The organism is Kribbella sp. NPDC055110, from assembly GCF_053607525.1.
In genome coordinates, this window is the sequence record NZ_JBSGTS010000002.1 from 581,671 (window position 1) to 600,659 (window position 18,989).

The 18,989-nt window shown below is 68.4% G+C and carries 18 protein-coding genes; 8 read left to right on the plus strand and 10 right to left on the minus strand.

What is annotated here, in order from left to right; all coding sequences use genetic code 11:
- Nucleotides 1-40: 40 nt before the first annotated feature.
- Both ACWF0M_RS05835 and ACWF0M_RS05840 read right to left on the minus strand, forming a co-directional pair.
- A complete protein-coding gene (locus ACWF0M_RS05835) occupies nucleotides 41-382 on the minus strand; it encodes a plasmid stabilization protein (protein ID WP_452234447.1) in 342 nt (113 codons plus the stop codon).
- A 67-nt stretch (nucleotides 383-449) separates the two neighbouring features.
- The gene (locus ACWF0M_RS05840; protein WP_452234448.1) at nucleotides 450-836 is read right to left on the minus strand and encodes a discoidin domain-containing protein; all 387 of its coding nucleotides are present in this window, start codon (nucleotides 834-836) and stop codon (nucleotides 450-452) included.
- 276 nt (nucleotides 837-1,112) lie between these two features.
- Here ACWF0M_RS05840 and ACWF0M_RS05845 point away from each other — a divergent pair, with 276 nt between their 5' ends.
- The 4 genes from ACWF0M_RS05845 to ACWF0M_RS05860 all read left to right on the plus strand — a co-directional run bounded on the left by ACWF0M_RS05845 (nucleotide 1,113) and on the right by ACWF0M_RS05860 (nucleotide 5,814).
- On the plus strand, nucleotides 1,113-2,276 hold the full coding sequence (locus ACWF0M_RS05845; RefSeq protein WP_452234449.1) for an ROK family protein: 1,164 nt from the start codon (nucleotides 1,113-1,115) through the stop codon (nucleotides 2,274-2,276).
- 121 nt (nucleotides 2,277-2,397) lie between these two features.
- Nucleotides 2,398-4,194, plus strand: coding sequence for a bifunctional metallophosphatase/5'-nucleotidase (locus tag ACWF0M_RS05850; protein WP_452234450.1), 1,797 nt, complete (start codon nucleotides 2,398-2,400; stop codon nucleotides 4,192-4,194).
- A 48-nt stretch (nucleotides 4,195-4,242) separates the two neighbouring features.
- A complete protein-coding gene (locus tag ACWF0M_RS05855; protein ID WP_452234451.1) occupies nucleotides 4,243-4,692 on the plus strand; it encodes a MarR family transcriptional regulator in 450 nt (149 codons plus the stop codon).
- Nucleotides 4,693-4,851: 159 nt separating this feature from the next.
- Nucleotides 4,852-5,814 carry a glycoside hydrolase family 6 protein gene (locus ACWF0M_RS05860; RefSeq protein WP_452234452.1) on the plus strand — a complete coding sequence of 321 codons (963 nt, stop codon included), beginning with the start codon at nucleotides 4,852-4,854 and terminating at the stop codon, nucleotides 5,812-5,814.
- Nucleotides 5,815-6,557: 743 nt separating this feature from the next.
- Here the strand turns inward: ACWF0M_RS05860 and ACWF0M_RS05865 are convergent.
- Nucleotides 6,558-7,106 carry a helix-turn-helix domain-containing protein gene (locus tag ACWF0M_RS05865; protein WP_452234453.1) on the minus strand — a complete coding sequence of 183 codons (549 nt, stop codon included), beginning with the start codon at nucleotides 7,104-7,106 and terminating at the stop codon, nucleotides 6,558-6,560.
- Between the two features lie 129 nt (nucleotides 7,107-7,235).
- Here ACWF0M_RS05865 and ACWF0M_RS05870 point away from each other — a divergent pair, with 129 nt between their 5' ends.
- The 4 genes from ACWF0M_RS05870 (at nucleotide 7,236) to ACWF0M_RS05885 (ending at nucleotide 12,213) form a co-directional block, all read left to right on the plus strand.
- Nucleotides 7,236-8,273, plus strand: coding sequence for a pyridoxal-phosphate dependent enzyme (locus ACWF0M_RS05870; RefSeq protein WP_452234454.1), 1,038 nt, complete (start codon nucleotides 7,236-7,238; stop codon nucleotides 8,271-8,273).
- 63 nt (nucleotides 8,274-8,336) lie between these two features.
- Nucleotides 8,337-9,707: a phosphonoacetate hydrolase gene (gene phnA / locus ACWF0M_RS05875; protein ID WP_452234455.1), complete on the plus strand. Its 1,371-nt coding sequence runs from the start codon at nucleotides 8,337-8,339 to the stop codon at nucleotides 9,705-9,707.
- Nucleotides 9,708-9,804: 97 nt separating this feature from the next.
- A complete protein-coding gene (locus tag ACWF0M_RS05880; protein WP_452234456.1) occupies nucleotides 9,805-11,268 on the plus strand; it encodes an aldehyde dehydrogenase family protein in 1,464 nt (487 codons plus the stop codon).
- 51 nt (nucleotides 11,269-11,319) lie between these two features.
- Nucleotides 11,320-12,213 (plus strand): LysR substrate-binding domain-containing protein, encoded by an 894-nt coding sequence (locus tag ACWF0M_RS05885; RefSeq protein ID WP_452234457.1) that lies wholly within the window; start codon nucleotides 11,320-11,322, stop codon nucleotides 12,211-12,213.
- 246 nt (nucleotides 12,214-12,459) lie between these two features.
- Here ACWF0M_RS05885 and groL read toward each other — a convergent pair whose 3' ends face one another.
- From groL to ACWF0M_RS05920, 7 genes are read right to left on the minus strand one after another with little or no spacing between them, the layout of a single operon-like run.
- Nucleotides 12,460-14,154, minus strand: a complete 1,695-nt coding sequence (gene groL, locus ACWF0M_RS05890) for a chaperonin GroEL (RefSeq protein WP_452234487.1) — start codon at nucleotides 14,152-14,154, stop codon at nucleotides 12,460-12,462.
- Nucleotides 14,155-14,173: 19 nt separating this feature from the next.
- Nucleotides 14,174-15,199 carry an NAD(P)-dependent alcohol dehydrogenase gene (locus ACWF0M_RS05895; RefSeq protein WP_452234458.1) on the minus strand — a complete coding sequence of 342 codons (1,026 nt, stop codon included), beginning with the start codon at nucleotides 15,197-15,199 and terminating at the stop codon, nucleotides 14,174-14,176.
- Nucleotides 15,196-15,909 (minus strand): iron-sulfur cluster assembly protein, encoded by a 714-nt coding sequence (locus tag ACWF0M_RS05900; RefSeq protein WP_452234459.1) that lies wholly within the window; start codon nucleotides 15,907-15,909, stop codon nucleotides 15,196-15,198. The genes ACWF0M_RS05895 and ACWF0M_RS05900 overlap by 4 nt, the downstream gene beginning before the upstream one ends.
- Complete coding sequence (locus tag ACWF0M_RS05905; protein WP_452234460.1) at nucleotides 15,909-16,952, minus strand: amidohydrolase family protein; 1,044 nt, start codon at nucleotides 16,950-16,952, stop codon at nucleotides 15,909-15,911. Before ACWF0M_RS05905 ends, ACWF0M_RS05900 begins: the two co-directional genes overlap by 1 nt.
- Nucleotides 16,953-16,964: 12 nt before the next feature.
- Nucleotides 16,965-17,339, minus strand: coding sequence for a propane 2-monooxygenase effector subunit MimD (gene mimD / locus ACWF0M_RS05910; RefSeq protein WP_410790141.1), 375 nt, complete (start codon nucleotides 17,337-17,339; stop codon nucleotides 16,965-16,967).
- Complete coding sequence (locus tag ACWF0M_RS05915) at nucleotides 17,336-18,523, minus strand: hypothetical protein (protein ID WP_452234461.1); 1,188 nt, start codon at nucleotides 18,521-18,523, stop codon at nucleotides 17,336-17,338. The genes mimD and ACWF0M_RS05915 overlap by 4 nt, the downstream gene beginning before the upstream one ends.
- Complete coding sequence (locus tag ACWF0M_RS05920; RefSeq protein WP_452234488.1) at nucleotides 18,520-18,930, minus strand: hypothetical protein; 411 nt, start codon at nucleotides 18,928-18,930, stop codon at nucleotides 18,520-18,522. The genes ACWF0M_RS05915 and ACWF0M_RS05920 overlap by 4 nt, the downstream gene beginning before the upstream one ends.
- Between the last annotated feature and the right edge of the window lie 59 nt (nucleotides 18,931-18,989).

Here is an 18,989-nt window from a genome sequence, read left to right on the forward strand (position 1 = left end):
TGGCGGGCGTCAGGTTCTGGATCGTAAGGATCGTCTCAACCTAACGGCCGACGGCCTGGGCGAGTTGGGCCTTTGTCATCTTGGAGCGGCCCTTGATGTTCTTCTGCTTGGCTTCGTTGTAGAGCTGTTCCTTCGTGCGACCCTTCGACCCGCTGTGCGAGCGAAGGCCGCCACGGCGCCCGGACGAGATGTCGTGCGTGGAGGAGCGGCTCGACTCCCTCGCCTCGCCACTGCGGGCACGTTCCTTGTTCACGGTCCGCGCCGCGATCTCCTCGGCGACGTCCTCGCTCCGGCCCCGGTCCTTCAGGCCCGCCTTGATGTGCTCGTACTGCCGTTCCCGCTTCCGACTCGATCCTGCCGGCACGTCCATCACTCCTTCCATCGCCCCTCCCGGTACCCGGCCGGCCCAGCCGCAATCAACCGATCGACGGTGCGGCGGGGGTTTCTTCCTAGGTCGCGGTGGGATAGGCCTCGAGTTCGTAGAGGGAGTAGCCGTACTGGGTGGCGCGGTGGATGCCCTGCAGGCGCACGTAGCGCGCGGTGGCGTCAAGCCAGAGCGTGTCGGTTCCTCCGTCGCCGTCGGTCACCTCGGTCGCGGTCGTCCAGGTACTCGCGTCGTCCGAGACCTGCACGCGGTACGCCGAACCGTACGCCGCCTCCCAGCGCAGCACGAGCTTGCCGAGGCGCGTCGGCGTACCGAGGTCGACCTGGAGCCAGGAAGCGTCGTCGTAGCCGGACGCCCAGCGCGTGGCGGCCTGTCCGTCGACAGCGAGGTCGGCGGTGAACGACGTACCGGGTTCGATGCTTGAGGCAACGACTGGGCGATGCAGGGCCACGTTGGCGGCACCGGTGCGGGGCCGTACGGCGACTCGCAGTACGGCGTTGAAACTCCTCGGGCAGGGCGGGTGCAGCCCAGTTAGCCAGTGCGCACAACTGCACGTCAAGGCCTCAACCGATGCAGCTTCAGACAGCCGTTGGTCAGGACTCGGGGCGCCTTGTCGCTGTGGGCACAGCTCCCGGTGTCTGGGAACAGGCAATTGCTTGTTCCCAGACACCGGGGCTTGGCCCCAGTTCGACGGCGTACGTCGTAGGTCGGTTTAGGCTGGGCGATCATGACGTCGGACGGTGGGGATCACTCGCGGTTGCGGCAGCTCAACGAGCGAGCGGTGCTCGGGGTGGTGCGGTCCGCCCGGGAGGCGCGGGTCGCGGAGATCGTGGAGCAGAGCGGTCTCGGGCGTACTGCAGTGGAAGAGGTTCTCGCCAGTCTTGTGACGCGGCGCTGGCTGGTTGAGGAGAGTCCGGCGATCCGCGGGCGGGGGCGGCCGGCGCGCAGCTATCGGTTCCGTGCAGAGGCGGGGTACGTCGCCGGCCTGGACATCGGCGCGTTCTCGGTCCGCGGGGTGCTCACCGACCTCGACGGACGGATGCTCGCGGACGCGCGGCGCTCCGTGACACCGGAGACACCACGGAAGCAGCGGCTGGCCACGGCCGATCGGGTGATCGCGGATTGCGCGCGCCAGGCGGGCGTGCCGGTGGCGCGGGTGTGGGCCGTCGGCGCGGGTACGACGGGGCTCGTTGATGCTGCGGGCAACGTCGTACTGGCCAACGCGATCCCGGACTGGGGCGGCACCGATTTGGCCGGGCACTTCAACGCCAAACTCGTTGTCGTCGACAACGACAGTCAGCTCGCGGCGCTGGCCGAACAACGCCGAGGCGGCGCGACCGGCCTCCCTCGGTCCACCCCCGCTGACATGGTGTTTCTTCATGCGGGGCGGCGTACGGGGTTGGCGTTGGTGCTTGGTGGGGAGTTGCGGCGGGGGGCGCACGGAGCGGCGGCCGACATGTCCGCGCTGCGCGGTGTCGCGTGGGAGGCGGCGCTCGAGTACCTGCATGCCGTCGTACCGGCGGAGATTCCCACGGTAGACAAGGCGGAACACGCTTTCGCGGCCGCGCGGGACGGGGACCGGGCCGCGCTGGCCGCCGTACGGAAGTACGCGCGCGCCATGGCGGTCGCTGCCGCGACGGCGATCGCGATCGTCGACCCTCGGCTGCTCGTGCTCGGCGGTGCATTCTCGCAAGCCGCCGACGTACTGCTCGAACCATTGGCGGACGAGCTCGCTCGCCTCTGCCCGCGCGTCCCGGAGCTGCACGCGTCTGCTCTCGGCTCGCTGTGCGTAGCCCTCGGCGCGGCCAGCCTCGCGCAGGACGCGATCGACACGCGCCTGCTGAACCCCAGCCGCGGCCCGCTCCCTCAGCTGTCGGCCCGGAGCCTCTGACCGCAGGTTGGCCGATTGTTCACCGGGGCGTTGACGCATGTCCGGTCCGGCAGCTAATAATGTCGGAAACAGGCAATAATGCGCACTGACGCGCACCCCCTCCGCCAGGAAGCAGGTTGCCGTGAACAGTCGGATCCGCCGCCGGACGTTCCTCACCACCACCGGCGCGATCGCCACCGCGACCGCGGTCGGCGACGTCGCGTACGCCACCCCGCACGCACTCGACGACAACTCGGAGTACGTCGACGTACAGCTGCTGAACATCACCGACTTCCACGGATACCTGCAGCCGACGACGCCCAGCCAGGGCAGCGTGATCACCGGCGCGGGCGGCGTCCAGCTGACCGTCGGCGGCGCCGGGTACCTGGCCACGCACCTGAAGCGGCTGCGCGAGGGGCAGCCGAACTCGATCTTCTTCTCGTCCGGTGACAACTTCAACGGCTGGCCGTTCGAGGTCGACGCGCACGCCAACGAGCCGACCATCGAGGCCCTGAACGCGTTGGGCCTGCAGTTCAGCACCGTCGGCAACCACGAACTCGACCACTCGGTGGACTTCCTCGTCGACCACATGGAACGCGGCAAGCCCTACCCGGTCAGCGGACGCGACGACAACTTCGTCGACTCGACGGGACAGCGCTTCCGGGGCGCGAACTTCCGGTTCTACACCGCGAACATCGTGCACGCGGACACCGGCCGTACGATCGTGCCGCCGTACAACATCGAATGGGTCGACGCCGGCCGCGGGCGGAAGCTGCCGATCGCCTTCATCCACCTGACGCTGGTCGGTTCGGAGACCGGATCGACGTCGTACCAGCCCGGGCTGAAGTCGCTGTCGGATCTCGAGCAGGCGAACAAGCTCGCCGCGCAGCTCAAGAAGCGCGGCGTCAACGCGATCGTCATCAACATCCACGACGGCGGCGTCGCCGGGAACGACTACAACGCGGGGACGAACCCGTCCGGGCCGGTGTTCCAGCTGGCCGCGAACGCCTCACCGGACATCGCCGCGATCGTCACCGGGCACTGGCACTGCCGGTTCAACATGATGGTTCCGGACCCGAACGGCGTACCGCGGCCGGTCGTCGAAGCCGGCAACCACGGCTCGCTGATCAACGAGATCAACCTCAAGCTGGACCCGCGCACCGGCGAGGTCATCCGTGAACTCACCAGGTCGACCAATCACGCCAACACCCGCGACGTACCGCTCGACGAAGAGGTCCAGTACATCGCCGACTACTGGACCGCGCAGGGCAAGAAGCGTTACGCCACACCGCTCGCCCGGGTCACCGCCGACTTTACACGTATGCCGAACGCGTCCGGCGAGAGCACGATGGGCAACCTGGCCGCGGACTTCGCCTACTGGGATGCGAACCAGCACCGCGACGGGCGCGCCGATCTGGCCCTGATCTCGGTCAAGCCGGTGACCGGGTCGAACGCGGTGACCGGAGACCTGTTGTTTGCCAAGGGCACCAATCCCTCGGACGTCGACGGCACGGTGCTGTTCGGCGAGGCGTGGGGCGCGTTCGGGTACGGCAACCCGATCCTGACGGTCACGCTGCCGGGCACCCAGCTGCACGCCGCCTTCGAGGCGCAGTGGGTGCCGCAGGCCAATGGGACCGAGAAGTTCGCTCCGTTCGCGGTGTCGCAGAACGTCAGCTACACCTACGACACGACGAAGCCGATCGGTCAGCGCGTCGACCCCGCGACCGTGCGGATCGACGGGAAACCGCTCGACCTGACCCGGGACTACCGCGTCGCCGCGCTCGCCTACACGTTGATCGGCGGCGACGGTACGACGGTGTTCGCCGGGTTCACCGATCCGGTCCGCAACGACCGCGACCACGAGGGGTTCATCGCCTACCTGCGCGCGCACCCGGTGCTCACGCCCGCACCCCTCGGACGGGCGCGTCCCGTGAGTTAGGCTGCCGTCCGAGATGATCTGAATCCCGGATGATACGAGAGCTGAAGTATGCCGAAGCGCACCGCCGCGATCAGGACCGCGCTGCGGGACCTGCGGGTCCAGCTCGCCCTGCTGAATCATCAGGTCGGGTCCCAGCTGTCCCTGAAGGACGCCGAGCTGGACTGCCTGGACGTGCTCGCCAGGGACGGGGCGCTCACACCGAGCACCCTGGCCCGGCGGGCCGGCATCCATCCGGCCACGATGACCGGGATCCTCGACCGGCTCGAGCGCGGCGGCTGGATCGCCCGTGACCGCGACCAGGCCGACCGCCGGCGCGTGACGGTCAGCGTCGTCAAGGAGCGTACGGCGGCGGTCTACCAGCTGTACCGCGGGATGAATGGCGCGATCGACAAGATCTGCGCCGGCTACTCCGAGGACGAACTCGAGCTGATCGCCGGCTTCCTGACCCGCTGCGCCGAAGCCGGCCACACCTCCACCGAGAAGCTCGCCGCGAACTGAGTCGCTGGTTGGGAGCGCTCTCAGGGTGGCCGATGTGAACTTTCGGATCGCTGGTGCACAGATTCTTGACGACAGGTGACGGATCCGACACGATCGGTGCGGTAGTAACTGGAAGCGCTCCCGGAGTGTCCGCCCCCCAACTCGAGACAGGAGCAGCACATGCGATGGATCCTCAGAGGCCTGGTCGCGGCCGGCCTGACGCTCGGCGTCGTCCTCCCCGCGCAGCAGGGCGCCGGCGCCGCCACCACCGGCAACCCGGTGCAACTGACCAGCGGCTTCTACGTCGACCCGAACTCGAACCCGGCCACCTGGGTCAAGAACAATCCCAACGACAGCCGCCGTACGGCGATCCAGAACTCGATCGCGGCGAAGCCGATGGCGCGCTGGTTCGGCAACTGGAGCAACCCGATCGGCACGTCGGTCGACAGCTTCGTCGGGGCCGCCGACGCCGCCGACAAACTGCCCGCGCTGGTCGCGTACAACATCCCCGGTCGCGACGCCTGCGGCGGCCACTCCGGCGGCGGCGCAGGCACCCCGGCCGCGTACCGGACCTGGATCCACGACTTCGCCGTTGCCGTCGGCAACCGTCCGGCCCTGGTCGTGATCGAGCCCGACGCCCTCGGTGACTTCAACTGCATGAACGCGGACCAGATCGCCGAGCGCAACGGCATGCTGACGTACGCCGTACAGCAGTTCAAGGACCTGGCGCCGAACGCGTGGGCGTACCTCGACGGCGGCAACGCCGGCTGGGTCGCCGCCGACGTGATGGCGCAGCGGCTCAACGGCGCCGGCCTCGCGAACGCCCACGGCTTCACGCTCAACGTCTCGAACTACTACACGACAGCGCAGACCGTGAGCTACGGCAACGCGGTCAACAGCCACCTGTCCGCGGCGAAGCCGTTCGTCGTCGACACCAGCCGGAACGGCAACGGTACGGGCACCGACTGGTGCAACCCGCCCGGCCGCAAGCTCGGCGTCACGGCCCAGACCGGCGGCGGCGCGGAGATGCTGCTGTGGATCAAGGTCCCCGGCGACTCCGACGGCGACTGCGGCATCGGCACCGGCATCCCAGCCGGCACCTTCAGCCCCGACCTAGCCATCCACCTGATCAACGGCAACTGAGTCCCACCGGTCCCCTCCGGCAGGGGCTCTTGTGGCTGATGCGTGGGTGGTCGACGGTGCCGGGCTTGGTGTGATGTGCACGCTCGACAGGACATGTCCAGTGAACAGGTAGTGCACCTGAGCGTAAACGCGCCCGCGCGTACACCGTCCCACCGGCGCACTACCTGTCGAGCGTGCACACCACCCGCCGCGAGCACCCGTGCCATCAACCCGATCACCCAGCCGCTGTCCAGCCGGCCACCCGGGGGCCGGGGCAGCCCGACGTCAGCCCGTCGGCAGGTCACGACGCTCGACCTCCAAACCCGCCCCGGCGCACTGGCGGGCTATGTCACCGCTGGCCTCCTACACATCCCGCCATCGCCCACATAACCCGCCAGCCGGCACCACAACACCCACCCACCCGTCCGACAGAAGACCGGATATCCCCTGGCGTTGTGGGTTCTCCCCTCTAGTACCAACAGAGAACCCACAACACCATCGGATATCCCCTCGTATGCGGAGGCCCTCGGCGCGCCCGGCCAGGCCCGGCCGGCGAGACGGACCGGGCGGTGCGGTGATGCGGTGCGTGCGGCGGCGCGGTGCGTGCGGTGCGTGCGGCGGTGCGGCGGCGCAGCGCGTGCAGCGCGTGCAGCGCGGGCGGTACATGCAGCGCGGGCGGTGCGGGCGGTGCGGGCGGTGCGGGCGGTGCGGGCGGTGGCGTGGTGCGTGCGGTGGCGTGGGGCGGGTCGGGGATCGTTCGTGGGTTAGGCCTCCATTGCTGCGGGGAGGCGGGTGGCGAGTATGGCGGCGAGTTCGTGTCGGTACACCGGCCGGGCAACGTCACGGGTGTGGGTGAGGCGACCGGTGCGGAGCATGCGCTGGACCTCGTCGACATCCGACTCGAGCGCGGTCGCGGCGGCCGACAAGGTCAACCACCCCTCGCGCAGGCGTGCGAGGACGTCGACGTCGTCGCGTCGCAGTGGCAGCTCTTTGCCGTGCGCCGTCAGCAGTCCGGCCGCGATCAGCCGCCGTACGCCGGTCTGGCCGAGGCCGAGTACCGCGCCGGCTTCCGCGACCGACATCCACTGGTCGAGGCCCGACCGTACGACGTCGGACAGCAGCAGCCGGCGATGCGAACGGGATCGCGCCGGCAGATGCCCCGCCCGGATCAGGCCTGCGACTCGCTGCGGCGAAACTTCGAGCAGGAGGGCGGCTTGCGCCGTCGTGACCAGCGGATCGTCGACCATCAGCGGCTCTCCGAGCAGCTCCGTCAGCCGCGTCCGAAACTCCCTGACCAGCTCCCCATCACTCATGACGGTCCCTCCCCAAGCAGCGACACGGGTCTGGGGTCGCATGCTCTGTTTTGATTGTCACACGCGCTGCGATGAATCGGTCCGTGCCAGTACGAGTTATTCCCGGCGCTGCGATTGGAGACTCCGACGATGACGAAGCCTGTGCGGCCGTGGGCGAGGAATCCCGGCGCCGCGTCCTGGCTCGCGCCGGGGACGCGGGAGTCCGCGCTGGAGTTCCATCGGAGCATGCCTCGGTACGCCGCGACGCCGCTGATCGAGGTGCCCGCGCTCGCGGGCCTGCTCGGCGCCGAAAGCGTGTGGGTGAAGGACGAGTCGAACCGCTTCGAGCTGCCGGCGTTCAAGGTGCTCGGCGCCTCGTGGGCAGTCAACCGTGCGCTCGGACCAGCACGGACGTTTGCCGAACTGGCTGCGCTGGTCGCGGGACGCCGCCTCACGTTGGTGACCGCGACGGACGGCAATCACGGCCGAGCCTTGGCGTACCTCGCGCGGGCGCTCGGCCTCCGGTCGCGAATCTACGTCCCGGCCGGTCTGCCGGAGGCCCCGGTGCAAGCGATCCGCGACGAAGGCGCGTCGGTCGTCGACACCGGGCTCCCGTACGACGACGCAGTACAGGCCGCTGCAGCGAGTGTGCGTGATGGCGACGTACTGATCCAGGACACCGCCTGGCCCGGCTACGAGGAGGTGCCGCGGTGGATCGTCGCCGGGTATTCGACCCTGTTCGCGGAGATCGACGTACAGCATCCGGCCGAGCTCGGACTCGTCGTGGTCCCGACCGGTGTCGGATCGCTGCTGCACTCCGCGATCGAGCACTACCGTGTTCCAGGCCGCCGTACGTCGGTCCTCGCCGTCGAACCCGTCACCGCCGCCTGCGTCACGACCTCGCTCGCCGCCGGCCGACCGATCACGGTAGACACGTCGGCCCCCACGATCATGGCGGGCCTCAACTGCGGCACCGTCTCCTCCACCGCCTGGCCCACCATCCACCGCGGCCTGGACGCCGCAATCGCCGTCACGGATGACGAAACCCACGCCGCCCAGGCCCTGCTCCACACCCACAACATCCCCTCCGGCCCCTGCGGCGCCGCAGCCTTGGCCGCCCTGCAGACCACCGACTTCCGCCCGTCGAAAGGTGCCGTCGTACTCATCAACACCGAGGGCGCCATCTAGCTATACGGTCCATAGCCCAATCCGGGGTTCCCGGTGCGACGTGCGGGGCTGGAGAGTGGCTCCGTGACCACCACCTTTAGCGTCAACGACCGGACCTACACCACGCACGGTGCGCCAGTCGTTGTGATCTGCATCGACGGCAGCGAGCCGGACTATCACCTCGAGGCTGTCAAAGCAGGCCGGATGCCGTGGCTCGCCGGAATACTCGACAGCGGGCGAGGCACCTCGTGGGAGGCACACTGCGCGATGCCTGCGCTGACCAACCCGAACAACGTGTCGATCGCGACCGGGCGTCCGCCGTCGGTACACGGAATCAGTGGCAACTACCTCTTCGACACCTCAACGGGCACGGAAGTGCTGATGAACGACAAGTCGTTCCTGCGCGCGCCGACGCTGTTCGCGGCCGCCAACGAGGCAGGGCTCGATGTCGTCGTCGTGACCGCGAAGGACAAGCTGCGGCGGCTGCTCGGCGCCGGGGTGGTCGAGGCGGGTCTCAGCCTCGACGGCTCCGGTGAGTTCGTCGAACCGAGCCGGCGCGGGATCTGCTTCTCGGCAGAGAAGGCCGACCAGGCGAACCTCGAGGAGAACGGCATCGACGACGTCCTCGCGCTCGTCGGCCGGCCGCTGCCGACCGTGTACTCGGCGGACCTGTCGATCTTCGCGCTGGCCGCCGGTGTCGAGATCATGAAAACCCGCGGCGCCGACCTGATGTACCTGTCCCTCACCGACTACATCCAGCACAAGCACGCCCCCGGCACCGAGGCGGCCAACGATCTGTACGCCGAGATCGACCGGCACGCCGCACAACTCGAAGCACTCGGCGCGGTCGTGGTCCTCACCGCCGACCACGGCATGAGCGCGAAGACCGACGACACCGGTGCGCCGAACGTCGTCTTCGTCGAGAACGAGGTACGCCGGATTCTCGGTTCGACCGATGCCGAGCCGGGGTCGGACGAGCTACGCGTCATCCTGCCGATCACGGACCCGTACACCGTCCACCACGGTGCGCTGGGCTCGTTCGCCAGCGTCTACCTGCCCGCGGGCGCGGAGCTCGACGCGACCATCGAGGCGCTCCGGGCGATCGACGGCGTACAGACCGTGTGCAACCGGGAAGAAGCCGCAGACACCTTCTCACTGCCGGCGGACCGGATCGGCGACATCGTGGTTCTCGCCGAGAAGGGCACGGCCCTGGGCCGGTACGCCGCCTGGCATGACCTCACCGGCCTCGACGCACCGCTGCGGTCGCACGGCGCGCTGGGCGAACTGCAGATCCCGTTCCTGATCAACCGCGTGCTACCCGGGCCGGAACAGCTCGACGAGCCCTGGGGCCGGCCGGCGTACATCCACAACTACGACGCGTTCTGGGTCGCCACGACCCTCACGTCCGAGCCCCGCCCAGCGTCACTCGACGGCACCCCTCTGAGACATCTTTGAGAACCCACCGACCATTCTCGGGACCTGACAATGGTCGGTGGCTTCTCAAAGATGGAGCCTGCGGCCGTGCATCGCTGTCACAGCAAGGAGATTTCTCGTGAGCCTCGGCTTCAAGGTCCAGGCGGACCACCTGCTCAACTACGTCAACGGAGCGTGGACACCGAGCAGCGGTGGGCAGACCCGGCCGAACCTCAACCCCGCGGACACCGGCGACGTGATCGGAGAGTTCAGCGAGTCCGTCGCGGCCGATGTCACCGCGGCGGTCGACGCCGCCGAGGCCGCCCAGCCGGGGTGGGACGCGATCGGGCCGATCGAGCGGGCCAAGGTGCTGACCAAGGCGGCCCGGCTGATCGAGGACCGGATCGAGGACTTCGCCGCGGCGATCACCCGCGAGCAGGGCAAGCGTCTCGGCGAGGCACGCGGTGAGGTGACCCGCGGGCTGGCGATTCTCGAGTTCCACATCGGTGAGGCGCGCCGGATGAACGGCGAGACGACCGCCGCGGAGGAGCCGCGCACCGTCGTACTGACGTTCCGCCGCCCGATCGGTGTCGTCGGCCTCATCACTCCGTGGAACTTCCCCCTCACCATCCCGATCTGGAAGGTCGCTCCGGCGCTGCTGTCCGGCTGTACGGCGGTGCTCAAGCCGTCCCCGCTGACTCCGTTGACGGCGGCCCTGCTCGTCCAGGCGTTCCACGACGCGGGCGTGCCGGCCGGCGTACTCAATCTGGTGCAGGGCGACCGCGAGGCAGGCGAGGCACTCGTCGACGACGAGCGGGTGGCCGGCATCTCCTTCACCGGATCGCTATCCGTTGGACAGGCCATCAACCGGGCCGGTGCCGGCCGTCTGATGCGGACGCAGCTCGAGCTCGGCGGCAAGAACGCGCTGATCGTGCTGGCCGACGCCGACCTCGACGCGGCCTGCGACGCGATCGTCCACGGCGCGTACGGCCAATCGGGGCAGCGGTGTTCGGCCACCAGCCGGATCATCGTCGACCGCGCCGTACACGACGAGCTGATCGCCAGGCTGGCCCCGCGCGTCCGCGCCATGAAGATCGGTCCGGGAGACCAGCCGGACGCCGACATCGGTCCGGTCGTCAACGACGAGCGCCACCAGGCCTGTCTCCGGGCGATCGAGCAGGCCGTTGCCGACGGCGCCGAACTGCTCGCCGGCGGCGAGGCCGCGGAACTCGACACACCGGGGTACTTCGTCAAGCCGACACTGCTCGACGACGTCGCCTGGGACTCCGAACTCGCCCAGGAGGAGGTCTTCGGGCCGGTCCTGTCCGTCATCACCTGCGACGGGTACGACGACGCGATGCGAATCAGCAACTCGGTGAGGTACGGGATGTCCGGCACGATCTTCACGCAGAACCCGGCGTTGATGTTCCAGGCGCTGCAGGACTTCCAGGCGGGCATGCTGCACGTGAACCGCCCGGGTGTGGGCGCGTACTCGCACCTGCCGCACATGGGCGCCAAGGCCTCCCAGCTCGGCGCGCCGGAATGCTCGCCGGACGTCTGGAACTTCTACACCGACCTCCGCTCGGCCTGCATCAGGTACTGACGACCACTTCGCTGTGCGACGATGGCCGCGTTCTCGCAGGAAAGGCGGCCGATGTTCAGTCTCACGCAGCTGGAGATCCTGGTTCGCGTTGTCGACGAAGGCAGTTTCTCCGCAGCCGCGAAGTCTCTGTACATGAGCCAGCCGGCCGTCTCCAACCACATCCGGCAGCTGGAGCGCAGCCTGGGTGTGAGCCTGGTCCAGCGTGGCCCGCACGGCACGCAGCCGACTCCGGCCGGCGCGGCCGTCGTGGAGCATGCGCGCGAGGTTCTCGTCCTGCTGGACCGGCTGGAGCACGCGACGGCCGGGTACCGCGGGCTCGACACCGGCCAACTCGTTGTGGCTGGTACGACGACCTTGGGCACCTATCTGCTGCCGCGCCTGATCAGCGAGTTCACGATCCGCGCGCCCAAGGTGTCGTGCCAGATCCGGGTCGGGAACGAGGACACGGTCGAGTCGTGGCTGCTGGCCGGCGAGGTCGGCCTCGGCCTGTGCGCGGCGACCCCGACGGCCGAGGCGCTCCGCAGCGAACCGGTGCTGACCGAGGAGATGGTCCTAGTGGCGCCGGCCGGCTTCCCGCTGAAGGATCGCCCGATCACCGCCGCCGACATCGCGACAAGCCGCTTCCTGCTGCGCGAGCCCGGATCAGGGACTCGCCGGCAACAGCAGCAGTCGCTGCGCGCGTGGGGGCTGGATCAGGTCGACACCTGGGACCTGTGGGGTTCGGACACGGTGAAGGAGGCAGTGCAGCAAGGTCTGGGCCTGGCGGTCCTGTCCGAACACGTCGTACGCCGTGAAGTCGAGGTCGGCTTCATGGTATGTCTCGACATCAGCCCGGCTCCCCCGCAGCGCGACGTGTCGCTCGTCCGCCGCGCCGACCGAATCCTCACTCCGCCCGAAGAGGCCTTCACCGCCCTGGTCCGGGCCACCGCGGAGTGGCCCCGCTGACATCCAAGGCGCTAGCGTCCCGCGCCGCGAGTTCACACCTCCAACCGAACCTGACGCTCCGACCAGCCTCCCCAAACCGGTTTGGGGAGGCTCTTCCCTCCGACCGGGGAGCACCACTGCCCAATCCGGGTAGGCAGGACTCCCCAAATCGGTTTGGGGCCCGAACGACAGGCGCGTGGGTGGCTGGCTTCGGATTTGGGGCGCGAATCTCCTGCCGGCGGGCTGGCCCGGCTGATATCCCAGTCCCTAGCCGACCGACGGGCCGAGGCCTAGTGACTGTGGTGTGCTGGAGTCGGGGGACGGCTGGTGCAGGCCCTCGTCCAGGGCGCCGTACTCGGTCATCAGGGCCGCGCTGCCGCCCCATGGGGTTTGTTCCTCGGCGATCAGGGTGTTGGTGGTGAGCAGCAGGCCGGCGACCGAGGCGCCGTTCTGCAGCGCGGAGCGGGCGACCCGGAGCGGGTCGATGATGCCCATTTCGAGCATGTTGCCGTAGCGGCCTTCGAGCGCGTCGAATCCGTCGTCGACACCCATCTGGCCGGTTCGCTCGAGCACCTCCGCACCGTTGTAGCCGGCGTTCGTCGCGATCAGGTACGCCGGCTCACGCAACGCCCGCCGTACGATCTCGACACCGGTCGCGTAGTCGCCCTTCACCTTCAAGGCGTCGAGCGCCGGCGCGGCATGGAGCAAAGCCATCCCACCGCCGGCGACGATGCCCTCGGCCATCGCGGCACGGGTGGCCGACAACGCGTCCTCGACCCGGTGCTGGAGCTCCTTCAGCTCGGCCGGGGTCGGTGCGCCGACCCGGATCACCGCGACCTTGCCGGACAGCGAACCGATCCGTTCGGTGAGCACGTCCTCGTCGACGCCGAAGGTCGCGCGCTCCAGCTCGGCGCGCAACTGCGCGATCCGGAACGCGACCTCCTGCTCGCGCCCGGCCGACGCGACGATCGCCGTACGGTCGGCATTCACCCGGACCTGATCCGCGCGGCCCAGCTGGTCGATGGTCATCGTCTCGAGGCTGAACCCCGAGTGCCGGCTGTACACCGCGCCACCGGTGATCGCGGCGATGTCCTCCAGCTTGTGCAGCCGCCGGTCGCCGAACCCCGGCGCCTTCACGGCCACGCACTGGAACAGCCCGTTGACGTGGTTGTGCACCAGCATGCTGAGCGCCGTACCTTCGAGGCTCTCGGCGATGATCACCAGCGGCCGCGGCTCGCGCATGATCTTGTCCAGCAGCGGCATGATCTCCTGCACCTTGGTGATCTTCTCGCTGCACAACAGGATGTACGGGTCGTCGAGGTTGGCCTGCAGGCTGCCCGGGTCCGTCACCATGTACGGCGACAGGTAGCCGTTGTCGAACTCGAAGCCCTCGACGAAGTCGACCCCCATGCCGTGGACGGCGGACTCCTCGACCGTGACGATCCCGCCGTCGCCGATCGTGAACAGCGCCTTCGCGATCGCGGCGCCGACCAGGTCGTCGTCGTTGGCCGAGATCGCCGCCACCCGGGCGAAGTCCAGCTCGGTGGCGACCGGATGGGCGACCTCGCGCAACCGCTCCACCAGCTTGCCGACGGCCAGGTCGATCCCCCGTTTCACCAGAACGGGATTGCCGCCGGTGCCGATCGCGGCCATGCCCTCACGGATGATCGCCTGCGCGATCACGGTCGCGGTGGTGGTGCCGTCGCCGACGATGTCGTTGGTCTTGATCGCGGCTTCCTTGACCAGTTGCGCGCCCATGTTCTCGAACTGGTCCTTCAGGAAGATCTCCCGGGCGATCGTCACGCCGTCGTTGGTGACGACGGGCGACCCGGTGATCTTCTCCAGGATCACGTTGCGGCCCTTGGGCCCGAGCGTCGACTTGACCGCGTCCGCCAACTGGTCGACACCCGACAGCAACAGATCCCGCGCCTGCTCTCCGAATCTGAGTTCCTTCGCCATCAGTTCCCTCCGGAAATGGTCGTTACGGAACGAGGATCGCGCGGCCGCGGATGCGGCCGGCATCGAGATCGGCGACCGCGTCGGCGGCCGCGTCGAGGGGGTACGTCCGGGTGTGCAGCGTGACCTTCCCGGCCTGGGCGAGCGCCATCAGCTCGGCCAGTTCGTTGAACGTGCCGACGATGTTGCCGACGATGTTCCGCTCGGTGGAGATGATGTCCAGGGTCGGGATCTGCACCTGTCCGCCGTACCCGATCACGAAGTACGACCCGCCGCGGCCGGTCATCGCGAAGCCGTCCTGCTCCGCGCCTTGTTCGGCGACGAAGTCCAGTACGACATTCGCGCCGACGCCGCCGGTGAGCTCCAGCACGGTCTCCACCTGTTTGCCGTCGGCAACGACCGTCTGGTCGGCGCCGAGCTGCTCGGCCAGCTTCAGCGCGTCCGGGTTGCGGTCGACGACGATGATCCGGGCCGCGGTCAGCGCCGCCAGGCACTGCACGCCGATGTGCCCGAGACCGCCCGCGCCGATCACCACGGCCGTCGTACCCGGCGGCAGCAGCGGAAGTGCCTTGCGGACCGCGTGGTACGCCGTGATTCCGGCATCAGCCAGCGCCGCGACATCCTGTGGCCGGGTGCTCGGGTCCAGCTTCACGCACGCGCGGGCCGAGGTGAGGAGGTACTCCGCCATCCCTCCATCGCTGTCGAGTCCCGGGAACGTGCTGTTCTCGCAGTGCATGTCGTCCCCGGCACGACAGGCATGACACAGGCCGCACGTCGGCGTCGGGTGCAGGATGACGGTGTCGCCGATCTGCACGTTGGTGACGGCCGAGCCGATCTCGTGCACCCAGCCCGCGTTCTCGTGGCCGATCGTGTACGGGAGCGACGGATGCATGGCCGCGTCCCACTGGCCCTCGATGATGTGCAGGTCGGTACGGCACACTCCGGCGCCACCGATCTTGACGACGACGTCCAGCGGGCCTTTGACGACCGGTTCCGGTACGTCGTCGACCACTGGTTGCTGGTGGTACCCGTGCAGTCGAACGGCCTTCATCCCTGTTCCTCCTCGCCCGCACCGGACTCGGCGTACCGGTGCTTCAGCATTCCTCTGCAGATACCGGTGTTGGCCTCGATGCCGGTCCGGGTCAACCGGGCCAGCCCGAGGTGCCGTGCCGCGCCGGCACCGGCGACCGCCGCCCCCGTGCCGACGTCGACGAGCAGCGGCGCGTCCGGACCCGCCGGCAGCCCGAGCTCGGCCCGGCGCCGGAGCAGCCGGTCGAGCGCGGGGGACGGCGGCACGTCGGCGATCGTCAGCCGGGCGACGCCGGCCGGATCGATGCCTGACGCAACCAGCGGCCGGCAGACCTGATCGGTCCCGGCCAGCACCGCCTTGGCGACGAAGGTACGGCGCAACTCGTCCAGCTCGGCCGTCGCCTCACCGTCGAACGACGCCACGAACCCGGCCCGCAACGCCACGCCGGCGTTGATCTGCGCGGCCGCGAAATGATCCTCCAGCGTGACGTCGACCGAGCGTACGGAGGGCAGCGCGGACACCACGTCGTACGCGTCGGCGACCATCAGGAAGGCGAAGTTCGGCGCACAGAAGTACGTCGGCAGCCGCAGCCGGACGACCACGTCACCGGCGGCCGACACGACGCAGGTGGACACGAAACCCAGCGTCGTGATCGGCTCGTCCAGCTCCGGGTCCCGGACCGCGCCCAGCGCGTCCAGAACCCGGTCCCGCTCGGTCATGACTGCCGTCATCAGGCTTCGACCAGTTTCGAGTCGTCCTGCGCGGCCGGGGTCGCCTCCTTCAGTTGCAGTTCGTCCGGCACCTTCAGGTCGTAGAGTTTGGCGGCGTTCAGCCCGAGGATCTTCTTCTTCCCCTCCACCCCGAGCCGCGGGTAGTCCGCGAACTCCGGCTGGTCGGGGAACTCCCAGTCCACGAAGCCCTCGATCTGCCACTTCGGCTCCCAGATGCCGTAGTCGCTGCCGAACGTCATCTTGTCCTCGCCGACCCAGAACAGCAGCTCGCCCATCACCTTCGCGAAGAACTGCGGCCGCGCGTGCATCAGTCCGCCGATCACGACCGACAAGCCGGCGTACACGTTGGGTTCCTGGGTCGCCATGAAGCAGAAGTCCTCGATCCGCGGCAGGCCGACATGCTCGACGATGAAGTTGAGCTCGGGGAAGTCGGTTGCGGCGTGGTCGACATCGGAGACGTCGAACGCGTCCTTGTCCAGCGGCCAGATCGTGGGGCCCTTGTGGACGTGGATGTTCTTGATCCCCAGCTCCTGCGCCTTCGCCAGGTAGGTGTACGCCGCGGGGTCGGTCAGCTTGTACCCACGTGAGCCCGCGTTCCACTCCGCCGTGTAGAGCTTGACGCCGCGCGAACCGTAGCGGTCGACGTTGCGCTTCAGCTCCTCCAGTCCGGCGTCCCCGTCCCGCGGGTCGAACCGGGTGTTGTGGACGAACATGCCCGCGTGCTTCTCACCCAGCGCCGCGTTCCGCTCGGTGGTGTTGAACCCGTCCTTGTACCACTCCTTCAGGTACGTCGGCTGAAACACCGCGACGTCCACGTACCCGTCCTCGAAGACGTCCTTCATCAGGTCGTCCTCGGAGTACTTCATGAACTTCTCGATGGGCCAGTGGGTCTCCTTCGGCGCGAGGCTCTGGTAGGCGTGGAAACACTCGATCCAGCCCTTGGCGTACTGCTCCGCGCCCGGCACCCAGTTCTCGGGTGACGCGTCCCAGAAGTGCATGTGGCTGTCGACCACGAAGTACTTCTCACCGTTCTTCTCGTACACGGCCGACCTCCCTTACTTGGAGGCGATCAGGTCGAAGCCGAGGTACTCGGCCGCGTCCTCGGGATTGGCGACCAGGATCGTCCGGTCGTCGGTGTGGATCATGCGCCCGTAGTGGGTCGACATATTCTCCTCGAACTCGGCCTGGTCGAAGTAGCCGGGCTCCTCACCGAGCGCCTCGGAGATCTCGTCGTACACGACGTCCATCCGCCCAACCGCGTCGACCCGGATCATCGACGGGAGCGGCGTCACTGTGACGTTGTCCAAGTGGCTCATTACCTCGGCGACGACCGCGCCGACCTGGTTGTTCATCAGCGTGAAGCCGGCTCGGTTGGACGCCGTGCTGTCCGACTTGAAGGGGCTCTCGACGGTTGCCTTGAGCGTGGTCACTGTGCCAACTCCTTCGGTGCCTCGAGGCCCAGCGAGGCGAGGATGCCGCTGAACCGGTTCTTGACACGGTCGAGACCGTCCTCGAACCGTGGTGGTTTGGCGTCCGGCTGCGACCACAGCGGCTGCAGCGTCCGGGCCGCGGCCAGGGACTTCGCCGTCCAGGACCCCAGCCAGTCCGACAGGATCGCCTTGTTGTGGTCCGCGAACTCCTTGTCGTTCGTGAGCAGCTCGAACATCGCCGTGGTGTAGCGCAGGTCGCGTTCGGCGAAGTCGTACTCCGCTGCGCCGACCACAGTCGGGGTGACGAAGTCACCGTTGCGCGGGGAGGCCTGCTGGACCAGCTGGCTGCGGAACAGCTCACCGATGAGCGGTTCGAAGACGACGTTCGCGGCGAAGATCGCCTCGCACCAGTCGTCGATCGCGGTCAGCTGCTCGGCGACGTCACGGACGCCCTGCCAGGCCGGGTCGTTGTTCCAGGTCTGCAGGTGCGCGCTGCCGTCGAATCCCTCGATCTCCTCCGTCAGCGTGAGGTTGTACAGCGCGAGGTCCTGCGCGGCGCGGATCCGGTGCATGCTGTTCACCGAGATCGCGTTGTTGTGCATGTTCGTCGGTGCGCGCCGGTTGGCGTTCGCGTACAGGTACAGACCGAGACCGTGGTCGACGTGCATCCAGGCGCCGATGTGCTGCTCGACGAAGCGGACCCAGTTCGGGTTCCACTGCTCGAACGCCTTCGACTGCTTGGCCGCCTCGATGTTCTGGGTGACCTGGCGGACGACGCTCGAGTTGTACCGGTAGAGCGTCATCTCCCATTCTTCGTTCGGGTCGCGGAACTCGTGCCAGCCGGTGGCCGGCCAGTCCTTGACGACCAGACCCCCGGTCCCGGGCCCGCGCTGCGGTGACGGTTTGTCGGAGCCCCACGCCTTCAGCACGGTCCAGTCCAGCGGGTACCCGCCGCGCCCGTCGGCGAACCCGTACAGCCAACCCTGGGTGAGGTAGTGCCGCGGATCCGGCTGGACCTCCACGGTGACGTCCTCGTAGTGGCTCTGCTTGCGCTTCTGCGGCTTGTAGTAGTTGTAGCGCCGCAGTGTCGAGTCCGGGAACTCGCGGGCGCCGGCCTCGGCGTCGGTGAAGACCGGCTTGGGAACACTGCGTTCGAACTTAGGTGTGTCCTGTGTGGTGGTCATCGGCTTCCTGCCTCCAGCACCTTCGAGTCACCGGCGTCGCCGGTCGTGGTGAACTTGTCGTAGTAGATGTGCTTCGTCGCGACACCGAGCCGTTCGAGCAGCGGGATCGCCGCCTCGACCATCGGCGGCGGGCCGCACACGTAGGCATCTGCACCGGTGAGATCCGGTTCGAGCCGGCGGACCACGTCGGTGATCAGTCCGGACTCCCCGTCCCACTCGTCTTCGGACAGGGCCGGGACGAAACGGAACTGCGGCAACCGTTCCTCCAAGGCCCGTAGCTCTTCGGTGAAACACAGATCGCCCTGGGTACGGGCGCCGTAGTAGAAGACCGCCGGCCGGTCGATGGGGGGGGGGGGCCACGACCCCCCCAAACACACGAAAGGGCCCCGGGCCGCGCCCCCCCCCACCAAAAACAGGCAGATATAAAAAAAAAAAAGCCCCCCAGACGGTTTGAAAAATGGGTTTT